The following is a 23,080-nucleotide window of genomic DNA, read 5'->3' as shown; positions in this document are numbered from 1 at the left end:
GACGCTGGCAGTGATTGCCGGCGACTCGACTCCCCATTCCTGCCCCCAATCAATCCTCTCAGCAAAGGCGGCGTGTTGCGCGCAGACACCCGAATTTCCGCATAGTTTGCGAATGATTTCGCTGTATGTCGCGAGTTCATGGGTATTGGCGGGGCAGTACGGGAATCTCCTGAGACGGAATGTTCGATTTGGCATCTTCCAGACGTATCGCACATGCTGCGTCGCCAGTAAGATGAACTTGCGTGACGCTTTCAGGTCTATTCATTCATGCGGGATTTCTGCTCCCGCCACGTCACGCGTGGTTCACGCGTTTAGGTAACCGACTGGGAGGTAGCACATGCAGCATCGTGACCAGGAAGTACTGATCGACGTTTCCACAGCGGCCATGGATACCGGCGGATATGGCGTTTTGCTGACGGTAACGGCCGAGGGCGGCACCGAAGTGGATGCCGCATTTTCCCACTTGGGCAACTGCGCTTCCTTGGACGAAGCACGTGATCGCGCGGAAATCTTCGCGCAGAACTGGGTCGAGGAAAATATCTTCCGATAGGGCATTCCGCCCTGGGCGAAGCTAAGCGGTCAAACCGGTCTGTGCGCGCATGACGCTGCGGAGAATGCTCGAAAGTTTGCGACGAAAATTTCGGTTATCGTTGCTGCTCCAAAACCTGGGGCCCTATTCGGGTATGCGTCGTTCCAAGATGACTGCCGCACAGACCAATCATTCTCTCGCGGAGCACATCCGCGCGCTGCGCGAGCATTTCGACGGTGTCATCCTGCCCTTATGGATGGGGCAGGGCTTCAATGACGCAACCGGTCTGCCCTATGAATCGCTGGACGCCGCGACGGGTGCGCCGCTTGCGCCCGTGCGCTATCGCGCGATGGCGTGCGCACGCCAGTTGTATGTGTTTGCGCAAGCGCCGGGCGCGGCCTGCGCTCAGCATGCCGACCGCCTGTTTGATTCCTTGCGACGCGTGTTCCGCGACGAGGCTCATGGCGGATGGCGATACAGCGTGGACGCCGATGCGCGTCCGCTTGATGAAACCCAGGATCTGTACACGCATGCGTTCGTCGTGCTGGCCTGCGCGGCCTATTTCCAGCGCAGCCGCAACGCCGATGCGCGCAAGCTCATGCTGACGACCGCCTCGACGATCGAGGCGCGCTTCAAGACCCGTGACGGGCTATACCACGCCGCGCTCAGCTCTGACCTGAGCCAGCCGCTGCGACCGCCCGCGCAGAATCCCATGATGCATCTGACCGAGGCCTATCTGGCCGCGGCCCAGGTGGCCGAGCCGGCGCTGTTCGCCCAACATTTGCGCGGGCTCGCGCAAGCGATAAGCCAGTTCTTCGTGCATCCGCCCACCCAGTGCATTTCTGAAGCGTTGCAGGGCACGGCAGACAACCGGCTGGAGCCTGGGCACCAGTTCGAGTGGCTGTCGCTGGTGCACGGCGCGGCCGAGGTGTTCGACGGACTGGATCTGGCGGAGTCGCTACCGCGCGCGGTGCAGTGGTCCCGCCGGCATGGCGCGGATGTCGGGGGGGCTGGCGTGCTGGCGTCGTTGGATGAGTCCGGCGCGGTCATTGACGATACGCGGCGGATCTGGGCCCAGACGGAGTACCTGCGGGTCCTGGCGGTGCTGGGCGATTGGCCGGCGCTGGCGGCAGGGTTGGCCAGTTTCCGGGCCCGATTCCTGCACGACGGGGGCTGGTTCGAGTGCCTGGATGCCAGCGGGGCGGTGGTGCGCGCCGACATGCCGTCGACGTCGCCCTACCATTTGGCGACCTGTCTAGCGGCGTTGCCGGGCGTTGTTTAATTGCCCCGTTAACAATTATTGTCCTTGTGTTGTCATGAATTGATAGAAAAACATTGGTGAAATCCCTTACAATTTGCTAACACTGTTTGTGGGGAAGCATCAATGAGCGTTATGTGCTTGGCTTGCCAACGCATTAACCCGGGGCTGTCGGGCGTTGCGCCGCATTCGCACCTGGGACATCAAGGTTTCACCAATCCGACCCAGAAAGGGCGTGAGGAAAGCCGTGAAGACCATTTCCGCTGCCTGAACTGCGGCGCGAAATGGCTGCGTGAAACCGACAAGTGGGGCGTGGACTTGGGCTTCAAGCTGGCGCCCTGAGTCGCGTTGCGTTGTCGCATTGAAAGCGGGCCTCTGGAAAGAGGCCCGTTTCATTTTGCAATATATTGCGGCCGCCATCTGAAACTTCGTGCATCCATCCTGCTGCCGGCGGGTTCTAGCGGGCGGGATCCGCCGCCGCGACATCCGGATCTGCGCTGGCGGTCTCCAGCAGCCATTGCCGGAAGCAGGCCAGCGCGTAGTGGTCGCGGCGCTGGGCCGGCGCGCACAGGTGGTAGCCACGGCGTAGCCGGATGGGCAGATGGGGGAAGGGCGCAGCCACGCGGCCCGACTGAAGCTCGTCACGCACCAGGCAGCGTTGCAATACCGCGATCCCCATGTCGGTCATGACGGCACGGACCAGGATGGACACCTGGTCGAATCCATTGGACAGCGTTACGTCGTCGCGCGGCACGCCCGCCGCGGTGAACCATTGCGCCCAATTGTCCTTGCCGTTGGAGTGGTAGAGCAGCGGTTCGCCGAGCAGCCCGTGAGGCGTGTTCCACAGGCCTTGGGCTTGCCTTGCCGCCAGCCTGCCCGGGTGGCAGATCACCACCATTTCCCGCCCGATGACGTAGTCGGCATGCCAGCCCGGCCACTGTTCGGGCGTGCCGGACAGGATGCTGGCATCGGGCGTTGCGCCGGAAAAATCCTCGTTGCGGCGGTAGGCCGCGAAACTCAGCTGGATTTCGGGATGGCGCCGGTGGAAATCCGGCAGGTGGGGCACCAGCCAGGCGCTGGCCAGCGTGGGTACTGTGGACAGCGTCAGGCGAAAGCGCCGCTCGTCGGCCCGCAGCTCAGTGCTGAGCGCTTCAATCGCCTGTAACGGCGTCTGCGCCCCGTCGTAGAGCTTGCGGCCGGTGTCGGTCAGGGTCAGTCCGTGCGCGTTCCGGTGCATCAGGGGCTGGCCGAAATGCGCTTCCAGGCGGGAGATGGCGCGGCTGATGGCGCCTTGGGTCACGCACAGCGTCTGTGCCGCTTGCGTGAAGCTGCCCAGGCGCGCTGCCGTGATGAAGGCATGCAGCTCCGACATGGACGGCGAGTGCAGGCGCATTGAGCATGATCTTTGGTAATGAAGGAGTGCAATATAGTCGTTTGAAAGGAGATCGTAAAGTTTGGACACTGGCGGCCGTCTCTGCAGATCCATAACGACTTTTTTCTTTCGGAGTAGCCCCATGTCCCGCCGCCTGTTGGGCCGGTCCGCGCGTTTCGCGCTTGCCGGCATGTTCGCCACGTTGTCCTTTGCCGGTTTGGCCCAAGCCGCCGACTATCCGTCCCGTCCCATCAAGCTGGTGGTGCCGTTCGCCGCCGGTGGATCGACCGACATCGTCGCCCGTCTGGTGGCGGAATACGCCGGCCGCGATCTGAAGCAGACCATCGTGGTCGAAAACAAGGCGGGCGCGGGCGGTTCGATGGGCATGGAACAGGTGGCCCGGGCCACGCCGGATGGCTACACCATCGGCATGGCCACGATGAGCACCCATGGCTCGAACCCGGCCGTCTACCGCAAGATGAACTATGACCCGGTCAAGGATTTCGTGCCCGTGGCGAATGTGCTGGCCGTGCCCAGCATCCTTGCGATCAATCCGAACCTGCCGGCCAAGAACATGGCGGAATTCGTGGCCTTGGCCAAGAAGGCGCCGGCTGACCGGTACAGCTTCGCGTCGCCGGGCGTGGGATCGCTGGGCCACGTGAACATCGAGAATTTCATGATGCTGTCCGGCATCAAGCTGCTGCACGTGCCTTACCGCGGCGCGGGGCCGGCCCTGAACGACGTGATGGGCGGCCAGGTGGATGCCATCACCGACAACCTGTCGTCGACCTTGCCGCAAGTGCTGGGCGGCAAGCTGCGTGCGCTGGCCGTGCTGGGCGCCGAGCGCTCGCCGCTGCTGCCTGACGTGCCCACCTATATCGAGCTGGGTTACCCCGACATGGGCACGGGCGGCTGGTTTGGCCTGGTGGCGCCGGCGGGCACGCCGCCTGCCGTGGTCGATCGCCTGAACCAGGCGGTGCGTGCGGCGATGAAGGACCCCGAGTTCCGCAAGAAGGCCGAGGATGTGGGTGGTACGCTGATGCCGACGACCCCGCAAGAGTTCCAGGTCCAGATCGAACAGGCCCTGGCCCGATACGCCAAGGTGGCCAAGGCCGCCAACATTCAGGCTGACTGACAATGACACACGCCGATTTCAACGCGGTTTCCGTGCATGAACCCCAAGGGCCGGCCTTGCCGCTGGTCTGTGATTCGCCCCATAGCGGAGAGCACTATCCGGATGACTTCGGGGCCGCTGCGACGCGTTCGCAGCTGCGCCAGGGCGAAGACACGCACGTGGACGCGTTGTGGTCGGCGGCGCCTCAGCTGGGAGCCACGCTGATCGCGGCCAACTTCCCGCGCGTGTATATCGACCCGAACCGGACCTTGCAGGACCTGGACCCGGAACTGCTGGCCGAGCCTTGGCCCGAGCCGATTGCGCCGGGCGAGAAGACCCGCTTGGGCAAGGGCCTGATCTGGCGCCGGATGGACAAGGCCACGCCGATCTATGACCGCAAGCTGACGCTGGAAGAAGTACGGCACCGCATCCAGGCGTATTACGAGCCTTACCATGCGGCGCTGTCGCAGGCGATCAGCCGGGTCGAGGAGCGGTTTGGCGCGGTCTGGCACCTGAACCTGCATTCCATGCCCAATGACGCCTACGAGCGCCTGGGCCGGCAAAGCGAGCATCCGCTGGCGGACTTCGTGCTGGGCGATCGCGACGGCACGACCTGCGAGCCTGAGTTCATTGCGCTGATCGAGAAGGCCTTGCGCGATCTGGGGTACACGGTGGCGCGTAACGACCCCTACAAGGGCGTGCAGCTGATCGCGCAGATCGGGCAACCGGCGCTGAACCGGCACAGCCTGCAAGTGGAGATCCGGCGTCCCTTGTACATGGACGAGGCCACGCGCGAGCGCAACGCAGGATTCGAGCTGTTGCGCGGGCATCTGTCGCAGGTGCTGGAGCAGGTGGCGGACTATGTGCGCGTGCGCATGAATGCCGTTACGTCGACAAAATAGATTCGCGTGTGTGTTGCGGTGCCCGAAGCCGGAATTGATGCAGATCAATTCCGGTTTATTTTTTCCAGCGCACTTGTCCGAGCGAACAAGCGCTTGCTCCTGGGGCGGCGGCCCTGCGTCGACGGGAACGGCGTGGCAGCAGGGTTTTCGGGCATTTAAGTTTTCTTCTGCCGGGCCGTTGTCGCTAACAACGAGCTGCGCCGATCTTGGCCGCGGCGATAGGGAACCGTAATGCTAGAGAAGACGATCAACGGATTTTCGGTGGTTGCGTACGCGACGCAACCCGAGGGCCGCATCCCCCCGCGGGCGTTTCTGGAGACGCGGCGTCTTGCGCCCAAGGCGAAGCCTGCAGACGCGGGTGCCGAGGCGGCCGAGCCGGCGCAACCGGAAGCGGACAAGCCCGAAGGCCAGCCTTTCGAAATCTTCGTCAGCCGGCGCTTTCGCAGCACGATCGAAGCTATGTCGGCGGCGCGCAACGCATTGGATCGCGTCAAAAACGTGGACGAGGAGGGGGTACCGGACCCCCTGCCCGAATAGCGCGCGAGGGCGGGCGAAGTCGGGTCGGCAACGGTGATTGCCGGCGTCGGACCCCATATTGTTATCCCGACTTTGTATTTGTCGAACCCCTGACAGCAGGCTGATGATGCCGCATGGCAATCATCGCCATTCACAGTCTGCTCAAAAGGAAGGTTGATGAATACGAACGTCCATGCTCCAGCGCTTACCGCGCGGGGAGTTTCACGCCGCGCCCTGTTGCGCGCGGCAAGCGTCGCGGGATTGGCCGCGCCGCTGGGCATGCTGGGCTCTCGCGTACTGGCGGCCGATTCGGCGCCGCGCACGTTCAAGATCGCGTGGAGCCAGACCGCCGTCTGCCAATCGCCCGTGTCGGTGGCGCTTGAGCGCGGCTTCTTCGAAAAATATGGGTTGAAGGTCGAACGCATCAATTTCAGCGGGTCGACCGACCAGCTGCTGGAGGCGATCGCCACCGGCCATGCCGACGGCGGCATCGGCATGGCGCTGCGGTGGCTCAAGCCGCTGGAGCAGGGCTTTGACGTGAAGCTGGCGGTGGGCACGCACGGCGGTTGCATGCGCTTGCTGACGGCCGAAGACTCGCCCATCAAGAGCGTGAACGATTTGAAGGGCCGTCGCGTGGCCGTGTCGGATCAGGCCAGCCCGGTGAAGAATTTCTTTGCGATCCGCGTGGCCCAACTGGGCATCGACCCCGAGTCCGTGGACTGGCGCCAGTATCCGCAGGATCTGTTCGGCGAGGTGCTGAGAAAAGGCGAGGTGGATGCCATCGCCGGCGACGATCCGCTGATCTACACGCTGCGCGAAGACAACAAGCTGCGCGAGATCGCAACCAACATCGAAGGCGACTACGAGAACCGCACCTGCTGCGTGCTGGGCCTGCGCGGCGACCTGGTGCGCAAGGATCCCGAGGCGGCCGCGGCCATCACGCGCGCGGTGATCGACGCGCAACGCTGGACCGCGTCCAACCCCGATGAGACGGCGCGCATTTTCGCACCCTATGTGCCGGGCAAGGTACCGGCCGAGCGCGTGGCCGCGATCTTGCGCAGCCACAGCCACGGGCATGCCTCCACGGGGTCCGCGCTGCGCGAGGAGATCGTGGGCTACGCCAAGGACTTGAAGACCATCAAGGTGCTGAGCGCGAATCTGGACATCAACAAATACGCGCAAGTGGTGGTGCCCAATGTCCTCGGCTGATGCATTGCCGGCCCGCGCGGGCGGCGCGGCGCTGGCGCCGGGCTGGCGCTTGTGGAAGACGGGCGTGGCCGCCGCCGCCGTGTGGGCGGGCGTGGGCGGCGTGACGCTGGGCTGGCCGAACGTGGAGGTGGGTTTCTCGTCATGGGGCTACACGCAGGAGTTCGGCGTGGCGACCCTGGCGCTGGCGGCGCTGCTTCTGCTGGTGGCGGTGTCGGGCGCAGAGCAGGCGCGGCCGGTGCGCGCCTTGCGCCGCGCCGGGCCATGGCTGCTGGCGCTGGCGGTTGCGGTGGGCGCGTGGGAAATCGCGACGGCGAAACTGGCGCTGCTGCCCAGCCCGTTCTTCGCCCCGCCGCAGTCGCTGATCGAGGTCTACGTCACCGACTACAAGCGCTTGGGCGACAGCCTCGTGAATTCGCTGTGGCTGCTGGCCAATGGTTTCGTGTTGGGAGCGGCGGCCGGCTTCCTGACGGGCGTGGCGATCGGGTGGTCGCGCGGGTTGGGCTACTGGGTGCATCCGGTGCTGCGCTTTCTGGGGCCGGTGCCGTCCACCGCCTTGCTGCCGATGGCGTTCTTTTTCTTTCCCTCCAGCTGGTCGGCGGCGGTGTTCCTGATCGCGCTGGCGACGTGGTTTCCGGTGACGGTGCTGACCTGGTCGGGCGTGGCGGGCGTGAACCGCGCCTACTACGACGTGGCGCGCACGATGGGCGCCAACGAATGGTTCCTGGTGTTGCGCGTGGCGATTCCGGCCGCCTTGCCGCAGGTCTTCGTAGGCCTGTTCATGGGGCTGGGCGCGTCGTTCTCGGTGCTGGTGGCCGCGGAAATGATGGGCGTGAAATCAGGGCTGGGCTGGTACCTGTCCTGGGCGCAAGGCTGGGCGTCCTACGCCAACATGTACGGCGCGCTCTTTGTCATGGCGCTGGTGTTCTCGGGGCTGATCACTTTGTTGTTCCTGGGGCGGGACCGCCTCCTGGCCTGGCAGAAAGGAGTGGTGAAATGGTAGCGACAGCCGTGGCGCAAGCGCCCATCCACCGCGGCGCGGCGTTGGCCGTGCAGGGCGTGAATCATCATTTCGATCTGGACGGCACCGCTTTGCCGGTGCTCGACAGCATCGACCTGGAGGTCAAGCCGGGCGAGTTCGTGGCGCTGCTGGGGCCCAGCGGTTGCGGCAAATCGACGCTGTTGCGGCTGGTGGCGGGTCTGGAGCCACCCGCGCAAGGCGACTTGCTGGCGGATGGCGAGCCGATCGACGGGCCGTCGCCTTCGCGCATCGTCGTGTTCCAGGATCCCACCTTGTACCCCTGGCGCACCGTCTGGAACAACGTGGCGTTGGGCCTGCAGGCGCGTGGCCTGTTGAAGACCGAGCGCCATCGCGTCGATGACGCCTTGCAGCGTGTGGGCCTGGCTTCCTTCAGCAAGGCGTATCCGCATCAGCTGTCGGGAGGCATGGCGCAGCGTGCGGCGTTGGCCCGCGCGCTGGTCAACGACCCGCGCATCCTGATCCTGGACGAGCCCTTGGGCAAGCTGGATTCGCTGACTCGCATCGCCATGCAATCCGAACTGGTGGAGTTGTGGCAACGTGCGGGGTTTACGGCCCTGCTGGTGACGCACGACGTGGAGGAAGCCCTGTTCATGGCGTCGCGCATCGTGGTGCTGAGCGAACGGCCTGCGCGGATCAAGGACGAGATCATCAACGACCTGCCTTACCCGCGGCACCGGGGCGATCCGAAGCTGGCGCAATTGCGCCATCGCGCACTGTCCTTGCTGGGGCTGGATGCGACGTGGTGAGGAAACTGGGGCTGGCGCTGGCCGTGCTGGGCTTGCTGGGGGTTGCGGTTGCCGTGGCGGTTTGGCGGCAACCGCAAGCGGCGCTGGCGATTTCCCACTGGCCTTTCGCCTGGCGATATGACCCCGACCTGCCCGTCAGCCCCCACACCTGGCGGCAGCTATGGCTGGCATTGGCGCAGAGCGGCGCCGCGCTGGTGTTGCTGGTGTGCGCCTTGTTTTCCAGGCGCTGGCGCTACGGCCTGCTGGCCGTGGCCGTCGTGCTGGCTTTCAGCACGCAGTGGCCGCGTCCGCAGATGCTGCTGACCGAGGCGCACAGCACGTCGTATCAGCGTTCACCGTTGGCGTTTTCGGACGCCAACGTGCTGCAGGGCGGGCGGCTGTATCAGGCGCAGTGCGCAAGCTGCCATGGCGCGGCGGCCGATGGCCGTGGGCCGCGCGCGGCCAGCTTGCCCACTTGGCCCAGCGTGTTGGGCGCGCCGCTTTTCGACAACCGCCTGGAAGGCGAATTGCATTGGCACGTGGCTCAAGGCGGCAAGACGCCGGCCGCGTCCGCCATGCATGGCTTTAAAGCGGTGTTGAGCGCTGATGACATCTGGCGCGTGCTGGACTACCTGCGACTGCGCGCCTATGGAACAAGCGGTGGCACAGGCATGCCGGCCATCCCGGCGCCGGTCGTGCATCTGGCCTGCCGCGATGGGCGCGCGGACAGCCTGAGCGGATTGCGCGGCCTGCCGTTGCGTGTGGTGGCGCATGCACCCGACGCGCCGGACGAACCGCAGGACCCGCGCATATTGATGATTGCCCTGACGCGCGGCGCGCCAGGCGAGGTCAATGCCGACTGCGTGGCGGCGGATCGCGGCGCCTGGGATGCCTATGCCCTGGCGGCAGGTGTGCCCCCCGAGGCGCTGTCGGGCGCGCAGTTCATGGTGGACCGGCGAGGCTGGTTGCGTGCGCGCCGCCTGCCTGGCGCGGCGCCCGCCTGGACCAGCGCGGACAACGTCTGCGGGCCGGGCGGGCGGATGGAGGGCGGGGCCAAGGGCGGATTGGGTGACCTATTGCTGGCGATGGATCGGGCACCGATAGCCTTGCCGCAGAGGTCTCCTTGAATCCCGCGAAACCGGTCACCAGGTTGGGAGCGCTTCTTGCGGGGAAAGGGCGCGGCCATTCGGCCGATCAAGGTGAAGCGACATGAACACATCCCTACCCAATCCGCCCATTGAGCCCGAGCATCCCGATTCACAGGAAAAGCTGGATCTTCCAGACGATGCGGACGACGACTCCGACCTTCCCGAAGACGAAGCACAGCCGGAAGAACTGGCTGAACTGGAACCTGAAGAGCCGGTAGGCACGCCCGCATCCAACCAGCGGGAGTCATAAGTGCCCCTCCCATGCGTGGCCGGGATGGAGCGTCCGGCCAGCTGGGAATAGGTAGCGGCGCGCGAGCCGGTTACGGCGTTGGCGTCGGCATCGGCGTCGCGACGAGCTTGTCGGCGGGGAAGGGCACGAGCAAACCGCGTGCCGCCTCGGCCGGCGCCGTCAGCCAGTCGCCATAGGCGCCTTCGGGCAGGATGACGATCATGCGCTTTTCCTTACCCGACTGGTGGTAGTGCTTGAACAGCGGGTGATCATCCGCATTGACCGTCAGCATGGTGTAGCTTTCCTGGCGCTGGCCCGTGGCGTCGTGCCATTGGTCCCACAGGCCGGCGATGCCCAGGGGCGCGCCGTCGGCGCGGGTGAATCGCGTTGCAACGGACTTCATGCTGAGGCCTTCGTCAACGGGCCGCCAATCCGGTTCGAAGATCGCCTCGGCCGGGATGATGCAGCGTTGCCCCTTCTGCCATGCGCCGCGGAACGTGAAGGCGCGGGCGACTTGATCATCGCGCGCATTGAATGTCGACAGCTTGCCGGCATCGTTCAGTCCGTTGGACCGGGTCGATGCGCTGATCAGCCCCCACCGCCCTAGAACCGCCTCGCGATCCGGCACCGCGTCATCGCCGGCGTCATGCGCCACCGGGCGGCGCACGAACAGCCCCTGAAGCTTGGGCCACACGTCATACATGCCGAGCGCCGCGGGCTTGTCGCGCACCCCGAACTTCTTGAGCAGCAGTTCGGCATCCTTCAAGGTCTGGTAGTGGCTGCACATGCAAACCTCCGCTATTGCGTCGAGTATAGGCGCGGCAGGGGAAAAATCGGACGCGATAAGTGAGGGACATATAAGCGCACGGAATCCGGATATTCCGACAAGATAGTTCCCCTTGGCGGCCCTGCGACCCATCATCGTGGACAGGTTTCTTTGCACCCTTTCTTCATGATGAGGTCTTCAAGATGAGTACGTTGAACGAATATCTGGGCCAGAAACGCGCGGCCGTCCTGGTTCGCAACGGGCGTGATCCGCAGACCGTGGAGCCCGTGAAGCTGCGCGCGCACGTCAGCGCTGAGGGCCGTAGCGGCGTGCGCCGCATTCGCATCCGGGACCATCAGGTGGTCAGCGACAGTCCGGCCGACTTCGCCGGTTACGACCTGGGGCCCAGTTCGCCTGAGCTGCTGCTGGGCTCCCTGGGCAGTTGTCTTACGCACATCTTCCTGATCAAGGCGGCTGAGCTGGAACTGTCGCTGGAATCGCTGGAAGTCGAGATTGAAGGCGACCTGGACCCGCGCGGCGGCAAGCCGGGCTACGAGAAGGTGCCGTTCTTTCCGCACAATATCCGCTACACGGCGCACATCGTGTCGCCCGCCGACGAGCAGGCAGTGCGCGCCGTGCACGAGGCGGTGGAGCAGTGGTGCCCCATCCTGAACCTGCTCAAGCAGCCGCAGCCGCTGGAAGGCAGCGTGCGGCACACGCGCCCGGCGCCGCAATAAGCGGCGGGCAATCGCGGCGGCTCAGGTCAGCGTGCTGCGCATCAGGATCTCGGTGAGCGCGCGGGTGGGCTTATTGGGCGCGGGCGCCGAGATGACGATGAATTCCACCTGCGGCAGGGCGGGCAAGTGGCCTGCGCCCGCGGGGGCGGCCAGGCCCGTGGTGGACAGGTGCGAGGGCTGCACCGTGATGCCCAGCCCGGCGCGGGCGGCAGCCTGGCAGCCGGCGTAGCTGGTGCTGGTGCAGACGATCTGCCAGCTGCGGCCGGCGCGCGCCAGCGCATCCAGCGTCAGCGTGCGGGTCACGCTGGGTTCGCGCAAGAGGATTAGCGGCAGGGGCTCGTCGGGGGCGATGCGCAAGCCCTCCTTGGCCCGCCATAGCAGGGCTTCCTTGTGCAGGGTCTGTCCCCGGCGGTCGCCGCGGCGACGCTTGCCGATCATCACGTCCAGGCCGTTGTCGTCCAGCAGCTTGTAGAGCTCGCTGGTGACGCCGATGGTCAGGTCCAGCTCCACTTCGGGGTGGGCCAGGCGGAAAGCCGCCAGCACGTCGGGCAGCGGCCCCATCGCCAGGTCATCGGACGTACCCAGGCGGACGCGGCCGCGCAGCCGAGGCGCGTCGAACAGCCTTTCAGCCCGTTCATGGGCATCCAGGATGATTTCCGCGTGCACCAGCAGGCTGCGGCCGTCGCTGGTCAGCGTGAGCGAATGCGTGTCGCGCAGGAACAGGCGGCGGTTGACCGCCTGCTCCAGTTGCCGGACGTGTTCGCTTACCGTGGGCTGGGTCAGCCCCAGCCGCCGGGCGGCCTCGGTGAAGCTGGGCGCGGCCGCGGCGGCGGCAAAGGTCTTGAGCCACAAGGGATTGAGCATGGCGCGGTTTGGTCATAGGAATTTCCGATGACAGTTAAAGTAATCAGTGGGCTTCACGATGGCAAGGGGCGCGCCTATAGTTCCCGTAACTTTTCGACCATCCGACCGCCATGCGCCGCTTCCTGCCCGACCAATTCACGCTCATCCTGATCGCCACGGTGGTGTTCGCCAGCTTCTTTCCCGCGGTGGGCAAGGGCGCGTCCTTCATGATGGTGGCCAGCAATGTGGCCATTTCGCTGCTGTTCTTCCTGCATGGCGCGCGCCTGTCCACAGACGCCATCGTGGCGGGTGTGAAGGATGTGCGCCTGCACGCGCTGATCCTTGCGTGCACCTTCATCCTGTTTCCGGCGTTGGGCTTGGGGCTGCGGGCGCTGTTCCCCGGTTTGCTGACGCCGTCGCTGTGGCTGGGCGTGCTGTTTGTCTGCACCTTGTCGTCCACGGTGCAATCGTCCATCGCGTTCACCTCCATGGCGCGTGGCAACGTGCCCGGCGCCATATGCGCGGCGACGGCATCCAATCTGCTGGGCACTGTGCTGACGCCGCTGCTGGTGGCGGTGCTGCTGCATCGCCAGGGCGGCGGGCACGGGCTGGCCGATGCCGGCCGCATCCTGCTGCAGCTGTTGCTGCCGTTCGCTGTGGGTAGCCTGCTGCGGCCGTGGATCGGCGCCTGGGCGCAACGCAACAACCGTGCCCTGTCCAAGGTGGACCGCAGTTCGATCCTGCTGGCGGTCTACACCGCGTTCAGCGAGGCCGTTGCCCAGGGCATCTGGCATGCGTTCCCCGCGATCGACCTGGCTACGATGGTGCTGGTCAATGCCTTGCTGCTGGGGGCCGTGTTGCTGATCACGACGTGGGGCAGCCGCAAGCTGGGCCTGTCCAAGGAAAACGAGATCACGCTGGTTTTCTGCGGATCGAAGAAGTCGCTGGCCTCGGGCATTCCGCTGGCGACCGTGCTGTTCGGCACCTCGCAAATGGGCGTGGTGGTCCTGCCGCTGATGATCTTCCACCAGATGCAACTGATGGTGTGCGCGGTGCTGGCGCGCCGGTACGCAGAGCGCCAGGAACCGGCGCAGGTGGCGGTGGCCGGCGCCTAGGAACGCAGGAGCCTGGCAGCCCCCGTCAGGCGGCCTCGTCCCGCGGCTGGATCTTGCCGCTGGGTTGCCAGAAGACGTCGCCGTCGCGCTCAGTGACGGTCAAGACGGCCAGGCGGCCGTTCTTGCAGGGGCCGCCTACGCACAGGCCCGTGTCGGGTTGGTAGGTGGCGCCGTGGCGCGCACACATGAGCAGGTCGCCCGCACGCGTGAAAAAGCTGCCTTCCCAGTCGAGTTCGACGCCCACGTGGGCGCAGCGGTTCAGGTAGCCATGCACGCGGTCCTGGTAGCGCACGAAGAATGCGGTGGTCTGGCCTGCGCTGTCCGTCACCGGTACTTTCACGCCCAGCCCGCCGTTGACGAGCTCGGCGGCGGCACAGACTCGGACTTCAGGGGCGGCGGGGGAATCGTGCATGGCGGGCCTTCCAGGAAAAGGGTGCGATCTTCGGACAGGGGGCCGGGCTTGTCAATCGGCCGGGGCGGTGGGGATGACGGGAGCGCTGTCCTGCTGGCGGGCCCACATGCCCGCATAGACGCCGCCCTGGGCCAGCAGCTGCGGATGGCGGCCGCGTTCGATGACGCGGCCGTCGGACAGCACGATGATCTCGTCCGCGTCCGCCACGGTGGACAGGCGGTGGGCGATGATCAGCGTGCTGCGGCCCTGGCTGACTTCCCGCAGGTTCGCCTGGATTTCGCGTTCGGTGTGGGTGTCCAGCGCGCTGGTGGCCTCGTCGAACAGGAAGATGGCCGGGTTCTTCAGGATCGTGCGCGCAATGGCCACGCGCTGCTTTTCCCCGCCCGACAGCTTCAGGCCCCGTTCGCCCACCATGGTCTGGTAGCCGTCGGGCATGGTCATGATCAGGTCATGGATGTGCGCCAGCCGTGCGGCAGCCTCGATGTCGGCGTCGGTGGCGCCGGGCCGGCCGTAGCCGATGTTGTAGTGGATGGTGTCGTTGAACAGCACCGTGTCTTGCGGCACCACGCCGATCGCCGCCCGCAGGCTGGCTTGGGTGACATCGCGCACGTCCTGGCCGTCGACGACGATCGCGCCGCTATCGGTGTCGTAGAAGCGGAATAGCAGGCGGGCGATGGTGGATTTGCCGGCGCCCGACGTACCCACTACCGCCACAGTCTTGCCGGCGGGAATGGTGAAGCTGACGCCTTTCAGGATGGGGCGGCGTGCGTCATAGCCGAAATGTACGTCGCGGAATTCGACCTGGCCGCCCGCGATCTGCAGGGGGTGGGCATCCGGGCGGTCGGCCACCTCGCGGTCCTGGCCCAGCAGTTCGAACATGCGCTCCATGTCGATGATCGCCTGCTTGATTTCGCGGTAGATGAAGCCGAAGAAACTGAGCGGCTGGTACAGCTGCAGCAGGTAGGTGTTGACTAGGACGAAGTCGCCCAGCGTGTAGCGGCCTTCGGCGATGCCGGTGGCGGCCATCCACATGACCAGAGTGAGGCCGACCGAGATGATGGCGGCCTGGCCCACGTTCAGGATCGACAGGCTGACCTGGCTGCGCACCGCGGCGCGTTCGTAGCGGGTCAGCGAGGCGTCGTAGCGGCGTGCCTCGTGCTCTTCGTTGCCGAAGTATTTGACGGTTTCGTAGTTCAGCAGGCTTTCGATGGCTTTGGTGTTGGCCTCGGAGTCGGTCTCGTTCATCTGGCGCCGGAACTTGGCGCGCCACTCGGTGACGACAAGCGTATAGGCCATGTACAGGATCACCGTCGCGCCGGTGGCCAGCGCCAGCCAGACGTCGAACATCTTCCACAGCACGATGCAGACCAGGCCGATTTCAAAGAATGTCGGCAGGATGTTGAACAGCAGGAACGACAGTAGCGTCTGGATGCCCTTGGTGCCGCGTTCGATGGCGCGGGTCAGCCCGCCGGTCTGGCGCGACAGGTGAAAGCGCAACGCCAGGGCGTGCAGGTGACGGAAGATCTGCAGGCCGACGGCGCGGATGGCGTGCTGGCCGACCCGGGCGAAGATGGCGTCGCGCAATTCCGAGAACAGCAGCGATAGCACGCGGGCCGTGCCGTAAGCCAGGATCAGCCCTAGCGGCACCGTCACGGCGCCGGGTGCGCCTTTGCCCAGTTCGTCGATGGCGTGCTTGTAGATCAGCGGCACATAGACGGTCGCCGCCTTGGCGGCGAACAGACAGAGCAGGGCGGCGACGACGCGCACTTTCAACCCCGTCATCCCGGGGGGCCACAGGTAGGGGAAAAGGGTGCGCAGGGTGGAAAAACCGCCCCGATTCTTGGGGGGCGCGTCAGAGGGATTCATGGCTGGGCAAGGGGGCGGATGCGGGGGGCGGCCACGGGGGCGCAGGGGCGTGTAACGGCCATTATCGGACACGGGCGCTATTATTTGGCTGATAACCCCTGGTATCTACGGACCATTGCTGGGGGATGTTGATCCGGTATCGCGATGCGGGCGCAGCTCGGCAAGCCCGCTCTTTTGTCTCTTCAATCCTGGGGTAAGCCGGGCTGTGCCCAGGATTGCGCGACCTGGCGCGTATTCGCCGCGCGGGTGTCGCGGTGCAAGCTTCGGAGGGTCTTATGGCGAAAGTACCCGCAGTGAAATTGAACGACGGCAACAAGATCCCGCAACTGGGGTTGGGCGTCTGGCAGGTGCCGGACGAGCAAGCCTCCTCCAGCGTGAAGGAGGCGCTGGCGGCCGGTTACCGCTCGGTGGACACCGCGGCCATCTATGGCAACGAGGCGGGCGTGGGCGCCGGGCTGCGCGCGGCCGGCGTGGCGCGCAAGGACCTGTTCGTGACCACCAAGCTCTGGAATGACCGGCACGGCTACGACGACGCGCACAAGGCGATGGACGAAAGCCTGGAAAAGCTGGGCCTGGCGTATGTGGACCTCTATCTGATCCATTGGCCCGTGGCGGGCAGCGCGAAGTTCCTGGACGCCTGGCGCGCCATGGTCGAGATGAAGGAAGACGGTCGCGCCCGTTCGATCGGCGTGTCCAATTTCACGCAGGCCAATCTTGAGCGGCTGATGGAGTTGTCCAACGTGGTGCCGGCGGTGAACCAGATCGAGCTGCATCCCGGGTTCGCCCAGCGTGAACTGCGCGCGTTCCATGCCAAGCACGGGATCGCGACCGAGTCCTGGAGCCCCTTGGCCCAAGGCGGCATCACCAAGGAAAAGGTCATCCTGGAGCTGGCGAAGAAGCACGGCAAATCACCCGCGCAGGTGACGCTGCGGTGGCATTTGCAGAGTGACCTGATCGTGATCCCGAAATCGGTCACGCCCGCCCGCATCCGCGAGAACATCGACGTTTTCGATTTTGAACTGTCGGGCGACGAGATGGCGGCGATCGACGGCATCAAGGAAGGCGCCCGCCTGGGGCCGGACCCCGAGCGCTTCGGCAAGTAAGGCCGGCCAGCGCGGCCGTCGGCGGGGCAGGGGGTAGCGGGCCCCCGATGGGGAGGCGGGACCCCAATCCCCCGTGGCGGTACTTTTTGCGGGCCTAGTGCTTCAGCGGGAAGCACCAGTAGCGCACGATGACCACGAGCAGGATGGTCAGCGTGATCCAGGACGCCCAGTGCCAGGCGCCGGTGCCGAGCAGGGCGGCCAGCAGGCCGAACACGCTCAGCGCGCCCAGCAGGATCGGCACGCCCCACACGAACATGAAACCGCGGCCCCCTTTGCTGCTTTTACGGGCGGTCATGCGGGAGTCCTTTGCGGGGCGGCGGCGGCCTGATGCTTTTTCACGAGTTCGTTGATGCGTGCTTCGGTGGCGCGGCGGCGCGCCAGCCACAGGTAGAGGCCGCTGACCAGGACCACGATGGTGATCAGGTCCAGCAGCGCCCAGATGATCTTCAGGGGCAGGCCGGCGTAATCGCCGAAATGCAGCGGGCGGGACACTTCCAGCGCGGTCAGGTACCAGGGCATCTTGGCCACGGTCGTCAGCGCGCCGGTCTTGCCGTCCACCAGCACCGGGGTGTTCAGCTTCGAGGTCAGCGGCGTATCACCGCGCATCCAGGCGATGTAATGGTGCGGGCTGCCGAAGGCGTTGCCGGGGAAGGCGATGAACGACACTTCATTGCCCGGCAGCGCTTTTTTCGCGGTGTCGGCGGCCAGTTGGGCCGACGCCAGTTCGGTGGGGACCGTCTGGCCCTTGTAGGGTTCCAGGATGCGGACCAGTTCGGTCGATTGCCACAGGCGGAACAGCGGCGTCGACAACTCGTTGATGACGCCCGTCACGCCCACCACGAACGCCCAGACCAGCGTGACGATGCCCAGCAGGTTGTGAAGGTCCAGCCATTTCAGGCGGGTGGAGCGCGCGGCGCGCACCGTGCCGAATTCCAGCTTCTTCATGAAGGGGCCGTAGAGCACGACGCCGGACACGATGGCCACGCAGAACAGCAGGCCCATGAAGCCCAGGAACAGTTCGCCGGGCAGCCCCGCGAACAGGTCCACGTGCAGCGCCAGCATGATGCCCATGAAAGAAAACTTGTCTTCGGTATAGGGCGGGCCGTCCAGCAGCACGTCGCCCGTGCGGCCGTCCATGCGCACCGCGTGCCCGGAGACCTGGCCGTCGCCCGGCTTCTTGGCCATGCCCACGTAGACCTGGGGTTCGTCGGGGTCGAAGAACAGATAGTCGATGACTTCGCCCGGGTACATGGATTTGGCGCTCGCCACGAGCTTGTCCAGGTTGGCGGGGGGCGTGTTGGCCGGTACATCCGACAGGGGCTTGGCATCATCGAGCCAGTGTTCGATTTCGTGGTGGAACACCAACGGCAAACCGGTAAGACAGATGATGAGCAGGAAGATGGTGCAGACGAGGCTGGTCCACTTGTGGATCCAGTACCAGGTCTTGATGGTGGAGGCGGCTGTCATGGCGACGGCAGGAGGCGGCCTGCGCGGCCCCCTTTAAGGTATCAGTTGGGAAAGTCGGAACATTATCACGAACAATAGCGATTCTCGTAACGCAATATTTTGACCCCGTAGCCATGGGGGGCGCAACCGTGTCCGGCCGGAAACCGGGTTAAAAAGAGGGGTCAGGTTTCAACAGGCAAGAACAGCCACAGTCGGGTGATGGGGACGGATCCATCCGCCCGCAACCCGTGGCTGCCGGATCATCATGGAGCAGCGATTTCTGAAAGTCCCGCGCAATGAACGCGGCCGCGATTTTGCGGTGGGCGACGTGCATGGGCATTTTTCCCGTCTACAGGAAAGCCTGGACCGCCTGGGTTTCGACCCGGCGCGCGACCGGCTGTTTTCCGTGGGCGATCTTGTCGACCGGGGGCCGGAAAACGAGGCCGCCCTGGAGTGGCTGGCCCAGCCCTGGTTCCATGCGGTCCAGGGCAACCACGAGGACTACGCGATCCGCCACGTACGCACCGGGGAGGTAGACGTCATGAACTGGCGCGGCTACGGCGGCGGCTGGTTCCTCGACTTGCCGCCCGACCGGCAAAAAGTCTTTGCCGAAGCCTTCGCGCAACTGCCCATCGCCATTGAGGTTGAGACGGCCGACGGCGCGGTCGGCTTGCTGCATGCGGATTGCCCGGTGCTGTTCTGGCCGCGGCTGGAATCCGCGCTGCAAGACCGCTACAAGCGCACCAGCGCGGCTTGCCAGTGGTCGCGGGAACGGCTGCGCCAAATGGACAGGACGGTCATCAAGGGCGTGCGGGCGGTGGTGGCGGGGCATACGCCGGTGGCGGCGCCGCTGTTGCTGGGCAACGTCTATCACATCGACACCGAGGGCTGGCGGGAGGGCTATTTCACGTTCCTGGACCTGGAGTCGCTGCTGGCCTGGCCACGCGAGGTGGTGACTGAGCTGGCGACCGAGGAATAGGTCCGCCGGGCCGCAAAGTCGGTACGCGGAAATAGCAAAGGGCGCCTTGCAGGCGCCCTTCGTGTCTGTGGACAGCCGGGATCAGAGGGGCCGGGCCATCACGGGGGCGGAGGTGGTGACCGCGCTGGCACTGACACCGTTGCTGTCCAGATTGGAGGCAGGCGAACCTGCGGTAGGTGCCCCCCCGACGGGCGAACCCGTGGCAGGCGCATTGTCCGCGCGGGGCGCCGGGATCGGCATCAAGGGGGCCTGGACGGCGCTCGTCGGGTTCGACGGCGCCAAGGCCGCGCCGGGGGTCGGCAGCGGCTTGACCGAGGTATCGACCCCGTCGGTGGAGCGGTTGTTGTTCAGGAAGTCGGTCAGGGCATCGCCCGAGGACAGGTCCAGCGAGGCCACGGCCTGACCCGGCGGGAATTCCGAGAAGTAGTATTCGCCGTTTTCCACCAGCAGGCCGTCCGGACGCGGCGCCTGCTTGGCGTCCGGCACGCCCTTGAGCACGGGTTGCATGTAGTCCAGCCAGGTCGACAGGGCCAGGCCGCTGCCGAACTCGTTCGTGCCTAGCGACTTGGGCTGGTCAAAACCCATCCACACCGTGGTCGCCAGCGCGGGCGTGAAGCCCGAGAACCAGACGTCCACGGCTTCGTTGGTAGTGCCGGTCTTGCCGCCGACATCGTTGCGCTTGAGCACCTGGTGCGCGCGCGCCGCGGTGCCGCTGGTGGCGACGCCGCGCAGGATGTCGTCCATGACCCAGGCGGTGCGCGGGTCGATCGCGCGCGCCGCTTCGTCGCCGGCCTTGACGGGTTGCGCCTGCATCAGCACTTTGCCGGAACGGTCGGTCACGTGGTCGACTAGATAGGGCGTGACGCGATAGCCGCCATTGGCGAAGACGCTGTAGCCGTTGACCACCTGCAAGGGGGTGGCGCCGCCCGCGCCGAGTGCCAGCGGCAGCACCGCCGGCCAGCGGGACTTGTCGAAGCCGAAGCGGGTCAGGTAGTCCTGCGCATACTGCGGCGAGATGGCCTGCAGGATGCGGATCGACACCATGTTCTTGGAGCGGTACAGGCCCTGGCGCAGGGTCAGCATGGGCTCGTACTTGTTGCCGTCGTTCTTGGGCTGCCAATCTTTCGAGCCCGTCTGCGCCGCCGTCAGCATGAAGGGCTGGTCCGAGATCTGGGTGGCGGGCGTGAAGCCGCGCTCAAGCGCTGCGGCGTAGACGAACGGCTTGATGTTGGAGCCGGGCTGGCGCCAGGCCTGGGTCACGCGGTTGAAGGTGCCGCGGTTGTAGTCGAAGCCGCCGATCATGGCGCGGATGGCGCCGTCTTCGGGCGTCATGGACACCAGCGCGGCTTGCAGCGCCGGCATGTTGATGATTTCCCAGCTGTCCGTGTCCTTGTCGCCAGTCTTGTGGATGTAGACAACGGAACCGCGGCGGATGCGCTGGCTATCGCTCGCCTTCGGGTTCAGGGCGCGGGCGACGACGGCCAGCGCCTTCTTGTCCGAAATGGTGATGAGGTCGCGTCCGCTGCGCGCCAGCTTCACTTCCGTGGGGCTGGCCGACAGCACGACGGCGGCCAGCAGGTCTTCGCTGTCGGGCGCCTTGTCCTGCACGCCATCCAGGACTTCGTCCAACGCTTGCGGATCGTTCTCGACGCCGTCGGGCAGGTCGAGCTGGTCTTCCGGGCCGGGATAGACGGCGCGGCGCGTGTAGTCCAGCACGCCGTCGCGCACGGCGCGATAGGCGGCTTCCTGGGCCTTGGAATCGATCGTCGTGTAGACGTCGATGCCCTTGGAGTAGGTCTCTTCCTGGAACACGCCGTACATCAGCTGGCGCGCCAGTTCGGCCGGGTAGTCGCCATGCACGGCGAAGCCGCGCGCGCTGGTGCCGTCCGCGCCGCGGATCGTCAGGTGCTGCTTCAAGGCTTCATCGGCCTGCTCGGGCGTCAGGTAGCCCAGCGTCTTCATGCGGCCCAGCACGTAGTGCTGGCGGATTTCCGCGCGCGGGAAATTGGTGATGGGGTTGAAGCGCGACGGGGCCTTGGGGATGCCGGCCAGCATGGCGGCTTCGGCCGGCGTCACTTCCGACAGCGGCTTGCCCAGGTAGGTGCGCGACGCAGCGGCGAAACCGTAGGCGCGGTGGCCCAGGTAGATCTGGTTCATGTAGAGCTCAAGGATCTGGTCCTTGGTGAGCTCGTTCTCGATCTTGAAGGTCAGCAGCAGTTCGTAGAACTTGCGCGAGTAGGTCTTTTCCGACGACAGGTAGAAGTTGCGCGCCACCTGCATGGTGATCGTGCTGCCGCCCTGCGACTTCGAGCCCTTGACGACGTTGGTCAGCACGGCGCGCGCCACGCCCATCCAGTCGACGCCGCCGTGGCTGTAGAAGCGGTCGTCCTCGGCCGCCAGCACCGCCTGGCGCATCACGGGCGGGATCTCGTCAAAGCGCAGCACGTTGCGGTGCTCTTCGCCGTATTCGCCGATCAGCACCTTGTCGGCCGTATAGATGCGCAGTGGCACCCGCGGACGGTAGTCCGTCATGGCATGCAGGTCGGGCAGGCTGGGCCAGGCCAGCGCCAGGGCCAGCCCCAACAGGACGGCTCCGCACACGCCGGCGCCGGCCACGGCGATGCCCGCTTTGACCAGGAGTCGTTTCCAGGGAAGGCCCGATTTGCCGCCCGGGGTGGCGGAGGATTGCTGGGGGGTGCTCATTGCAGGCGATTCTAGGGCAGAACGCTATAGACCGGCCATGGCGCAATAAGGTTTCAGTAACCAAACTTGCCGGGGCGAGGTGGGGGGCGTGTGCCACGTAAATATAGGGACGGGGTCTAGCATACGCGGGGCGCGGCTTTCGCGCGCGTGCGCACAGGAATGCGCTGTGAAATGTATTGCGCGCCGTGACAAACAGCAAGGCCGGTTGCACGCTTTTGTCGAAATTCAGCGTCGGTTCAGCGCGTCGGCGTCCTGCAGGTAGCGCTGCGGGGGCGCGCCCAGCGCCCGATGGAACATGGCACTGAACGCGCTGGGGCTGCGGTAGCCCAGGTCGGCCGCGATGCGCGCGACGGGCACCCCCAGGGACAGGCGGCACACCGCGTCCGCCAGGCGCACCTGCTGCACCCACTGCCGGTAATTCAGGCCCAGTTCGGCCTGAAACAGCCGGATCAGGGTGCGGGCGCTGGCGCCGACTTCGCTGCCCCAGTCTTCGATGCCGCGCTGCAGCCCCGGCTGGTCCAGGATGGCCATGCAGATGGTCTGCAGCCGGCGGTCGCGGGGCCACGGGATCTGGATCGGCACCACGCGGGCGGCGGCCAGTTCGGACAGGATCAGCGCGGCGACCTGTTCTTCGCGGCCGCCCAGCGGGTAATCGACGGGCGCCGCCGTCAGCGCCAGGATCAGTTCGCGCAGCAGCCCGCTGACCTCGATCACCTGGCATTGCTGCCAATACCCCGCCGCGGCCTCGGCCTGGATGTAGAGCGATCGCATGGATACCGCGCCCACCATGTCCACGCCGTGCGGCACGCCCGCCGGCACCCATAGCGCGCGCAGCGGCGGCAGCGCCCAGAAGCCGCTGGGCGTGGTGACGCGCATCACGCCTTCGACCGCGTAGATCAGTTGGGCGCGGGGGTGGGAGTGGGCGCCGGTCTGCGCGCCGGCCGGGAATTCCTTGGCCATGGCCGTCACCGTGCGGGGCAGGTGCTGATAGTCCTGGGCGTTGATGCTGCGGGCGGGGTCGGGCAAGGGCAGGCGAGCGGGCATGAGTGTCACTTCCGACAAAAGGATA

At 65.8% G+C, this 23,080-nt stretch carries 24 protein-coding genes; 15 read left to right on the top strand and 9 right to left on the bottom strand.

Annotated features, from left to right (window positions below):
- The first annotated feature begins 337 nt into the window (after positions 1 to 337).
- The 3 genes from AC3WMU_RS11045 to AC3WMU_RS11035 all read left to right on the top strand — a co-directional run bounded on the left by AC3WMU_RS11045 (position 338) and on the right by AC3WMU_RS11035 (position 2,129).
- Positions 338 to 550: a hypothetical protein gene (locus AC3WMU_RS11045; protein ID WP_006218759.1), complete on the top strand. Its 213-nt coding sequence runs from the start codon at positions 338 to 340 to the stop codon at positions 548 to 550.
- Between the two features lie 148 nt (positions 551 to 698).
- Complete coding sequence (locus AC3WMU_RS11040) at positions 699 to 1,811, top strand: AGE family epimerase/isomerase (protein ID WP_492282329.1); 1,113 nt, start codon at positions 699 to 701, stop codon at positions 1,809 to 1,811.
- Positions 1,812 to 1,913: 102 nt separating this feature from the next.
- Positions 1,914 to 2,129: a hypothetical protein gene (locus AC3WMU_RS11035; protein WP_006226934.1), complete on the top strand. Its 216-nt coding sequence runs from the start codon at positions 1,914 to 1,916 to the stop codon at positions 2,127 to 2,129.
- A 115-nt stretch (positions 2,130 to 2,244) separates the two neighbouring features.
- On the opposite strand, the gene AC3WMU_RS11030 is transcribed toward AC3WMU_RS11035, so the two are convergent.
- Positions 2,245 to 3,180 carry a LysR substrate-binding domain-containing protein gene (locus tag AC3WMU_RS11030; RefSeq protein ID WP_280027805.1) on the bottom strand — a complete coding sequence of 312 codons (936 nt, stop codon included), beginning with the start codon at positions 3,178 to 3,180 and terminating at the stop codon, positions 2,245 to 2,247.
- 121 nt (positions 3,181 to 3,301) lie between these two features.
- On the opposite strand from AC3WMU_RS11030, the gene AC3WMU_RS11025 reads away from it, so the two are divergent.
- The 8 genes from AC3WMU_RS11025 to AC3WMU_RS10990 all read left to right on the top strand — a co-directional run bounded on the left by AC3WMU_RS11025 (position 3,302) and on the right by AC3WMU_RS10990 (position 10,062).
- The gene (locus AC3WMU_RS11025; RefSeq protein ID WP_006226932.1) at positions 3,302 to 4,294 is read left to right on the top strand and encodes a Bug family tripartite tricarboxylate transporter substrate binding protein; all 993 of its coding nucleotides are present in this window, start codon (positions 3,302 to 3,304) and stop codon (positions 4,292 to 4,294) included.
- Between the two features lie 2 nt (positions 4,295 to 4,296).
- Positions 4,297 to 5,175 (top strand): N-formylglutamate amidohydrolase, encoded by an 879-nt coding sequence (locus AC3WMU_RS11020; protein ID WP_280027804.1) that lies wholly within the window; start codon positions 4,297 to 4,299, stop codon positions 5,173 to 5,175.
- Between the two features lie 231 nt (positions 5,176 to 5,406).
- The gene (locus AC3WMU_RS11015) at positions 5,407 to 5,712 is read left to right on the top strand and encodes a hypothetical protein (RefSeq protein ID WP_006226930.1); all 306 of its coding nucleotides are present in this window, start codon (positions 5,407 to 5,409) and stop codon (positions 5,710 to 5,712) included.
- Positions 5,713 to 5,868: 156 nt separating this feature from the next.
- Positions 5,869 to 6,900 carry an ABC transporter substrate-binding protein gene (locus AC3WMU_RS11010; protein ID WP_035213963.1) on the top strand — a complete coding sequence of 344 codons (1,032 nt, stop codon included), beginning with the start codon at positions 5,869 to 5,871 and terminating at the stop codon, positions 6,898 to 6,900.
- Positions 6,887 to 7,900: an ABC transporter permease gene (locus AC3WMU_RS11005; protein ID WP_006226928.1), complete on the top strand. Its 1,014-nt coding sequence runs from the start codon at positions 6,887 to 6,889 to the stop codon at positions 7,898 to 7,900. The genes AC3WMU_RS11010 and AC3WMU_RS11005 overlap by 14 nt, the downstream gene beginning before the upstream one ends.
- A complete protein-coding gene (locus AC3WMU_RS11000) occupies positions 7,894 to 8,685 on the top strand; it encodes an ABC transporter ATP-binding protein (RefSeq protein WP_006226927.1) in 792 nt (263 codons plus the stop codon). The genes AC3WMU_RS11005 and AC3WMU_RS11000 overlap by 7 nt, the downstream gene beginning before the upstream one ends.
- Positions 8,679 to 9,791 carry a c-type cytochrome gene (locus AC3WMU_RS10995; protein WP_492282328.1) on the top strand — a complete coding sequence of 371 codons (1,113 nt, stop codon included), beginning with the start codon at positions 8,679 to 8,681 and terminating at the stop codon, positions 9,789 to 9,791. Before AC3WMU_RS11000 ends, AC3WMU_RS10995 begins: the two co-directional genes overlap by 7 nt.
- 82 nt (positions 9,792 to 9,873) lie before the next feature.
- Positions 9,874 to 10,062: a hypothetical protein gene (locus AC3WMU_RS10990; protein ID WP_006226925.1), complete on the top strand. Its 189-nt coding sequence runs from the start codon at positions 9,874 to 9,876 to the stop codon at positions 10,060 to 10,062.
- Positions 10,063 to 10,132: 70 nt separating this feature from the next.
- Here the strand turns inward: AC3WMU_RS10990 and AC3WMU_RS10985 are convergent, their stop codons facing one another.
- A complete protein-coding gene (locus AC3WMU_RS10985; protein ID WP_492282327.1) occupies positions 10,133 to 10,828 on the bottom strand; it encodes an SOS response-associated peptidase in 696 nt (231 codons plus the stop codon).
- 182 nt (positions 10,829 to 11,010) lie between these two features.
- On the opposite strand from AC3WMU_RS10985, the gene AC3WMU_RS10980 reads away from it, so the two are divergent.
- Positions 11,011 to 11,544, top strand: coding sequence for an OsmC family protein (locus AC3WMU_RS10980; RefSeq protein ID WP_454676541.1), 534 nt, complete (start codon positions 11,011 to 11,013; stop codon positions 11,542 to 11,544).
- Between the two features lie 21 nt (positions 11,545 to 11,565).
- On the opposite strand, the gene AC3WMU_RS10975 is transcribed toward AC3WMU_RS10980, so the two are convergent.
- Positions 11,566 to 12,408 carry a LysR family transcriptional regulator gene (locus AC3WMU_RS10975; protein ID WP_006226922.1) on the bottom strand — a complete coding sequence of 281 codons (843 nt, stop codon included), beginning with the start codon at positions 12,406 to 12,408 and terminating at the stop codon, positions 11,566 to 11,568.
- Between the two features lie 110 nt (positions 12,409 to 12,518).
- Between AC3WMU_RS10975 and AC3WMU_RS10970 the strand changes: the two genes are divergently transcribed.
- Complete coding sequence (locus AC3WMU_RS10970; RefSeq protein WP_424625801.1) at positions 12,519 to 13,502, top strand: bile acid:sodium symporter family protein; 984 nt, start codon at positions 12,519 to 12,521, stop codon at positions 13,500 to 13,502.
- A 25-nt stretch (positions 13,503 to 13,527) separates the two neighbouring features.
- On the opposite strand, the gene AC3WMU_RS10965 is transcribed toward AC3WMU_RS10970, so the two are convergent.
- Both AC3WMU_RS10965 and AC3WMU_RS10960 read right to left on the bottom strand, forming a co-directional pair.
- Positions 13,528 to 13,914, bottom strand: a complete 387-nt coding sequence (locus AC3WMU_RS10965; RefSeq protein WP_006226920.1) for a Rieske (2Fe-2S) protein — start codon at positions 13,912 to 13,914, stop codon at positions 13,528 to 13,530.
- 51 nt (positions 13,915 to 13,965) lie between these two features.
- Complete coding sequence (locus AC3WMU_RS10960) at positions 13,966 to 15,780, bottom strand: ABCB family ABC transporter ATP-binding protein/permease (RefSeq protein ID WP_035213962.1); 1,815 nt, start codon at positions 15,778 to 15,780, stop codon at positions 13,966 to 13,968.
- Positions 15,781 to 16,055: 275 nt separating this feature from the next.
- On the opposite strand from AC3WMU_RS10960, the gene AC3WMU_RS10955 reads away from it, so the two are divergent.
- A complete protein-coding gene (locus tag AC3WMU_RS10955) occupies positions 16,056 to 16,883 on the top strand; it encodes an aldo/keto reductase (protein ID WP_492282326.1) in 828 nt (275 codons plus the stop codon).
- A 94-nt stretch (positions 16,884 to 16,977) separates the two neighbouring features.
- On the opposite strand, the gene AC3WMU_RS10950 is transcribed toward AC3WMU_RS10955, so the two are convergent.
- Both AC3WMU_RS10950 and AC3WMU_RS10945 read right to left on the bottom strand, forming a co-directional pair.
- Complete coding sequence (locus AC3WMU_RS10950) at positions 16,978 to 17,178, bottom strand: hypothetical protein (protein WP_006226917.1); 201 nt, start codon at positions 17,176 to 17,178, stop codon at positions 16,978 to 16,980.
- A complete protein-coding gene (locus AC3WMU_RS10945) occupies positions 17,175 to 18,350 on the bottom strand; it encodes a PepSY-associated TM helix domain-containing protein (protein ID WP_006226916.1) in 1,176 nt (391 codons plus the stop codon). Before AC3WMU_RS10945 ends, AC3WMU_RS10950 begins: the two co-directional genes overlap by 4 nt.
- 244 nt (positions 18,351 to 18,594) lie before the next feature.
- Between AC3WMU_RS10945 and AC3WMU_RS10940 the strand changes: the two genes are divergently transcribed.
- Positions 18,595 to 19,308 (top strand): metallophosphoesterase, encoded by a 714-nt coding sequence (locus AC3WMU_RS10940; protein WP_492282325.1) that lies wholly within the window; start codon positions 18,595 to 18,597, stop codon positions 19,306 to 19,308.
- A gap of 81 nt (positions 19,309 to 19,389) precedes the next feature.
- Here AC3WMU_RS10940 and AC3WMU_RS10935 read toward each other — a convergent pair whose 3' ends face one another.
- Both AC3WMU_RS10935 and AC3WMU_RS10930 read right to left on the bottom strand, forming a co-directional pair.
- Complete coding sequence (locus tag AC3WMU_RS10935; RefSeq protein WP_492282324.1) at positions 19,390 to 22,011, bottom strand: penicillin-binding protein 1A; 2,622 nt, start codon at positions 22,009 to 22,011, stop codon at positions 19,390 to 19,392.
- Positions 22,012 to 22,236: 225 nt separating this feature from the next.
- Positions 22,237 to 23,055, bottom strand: coding sequence for an AraC family transcriptional regulator (locus AC3WMU_RS10930; RefSeq protein WP_492282323.1), 819 nt, complete (start codon positions 23,053 to 23,055; stop codon positions 22,237 to 22,239).
- Positions 23,056 to 23,080 lie beyond the last annotated feature (25 nt).

The sequence above is a fragment of the Achromobacter sp. FW305-C-13 genome (genome assembly GCF_058783475.1).
Note: the sequence above shows the minus strand (reverse complement) of the source record. Positions and strands in the feature narration are given on the sequence as shown.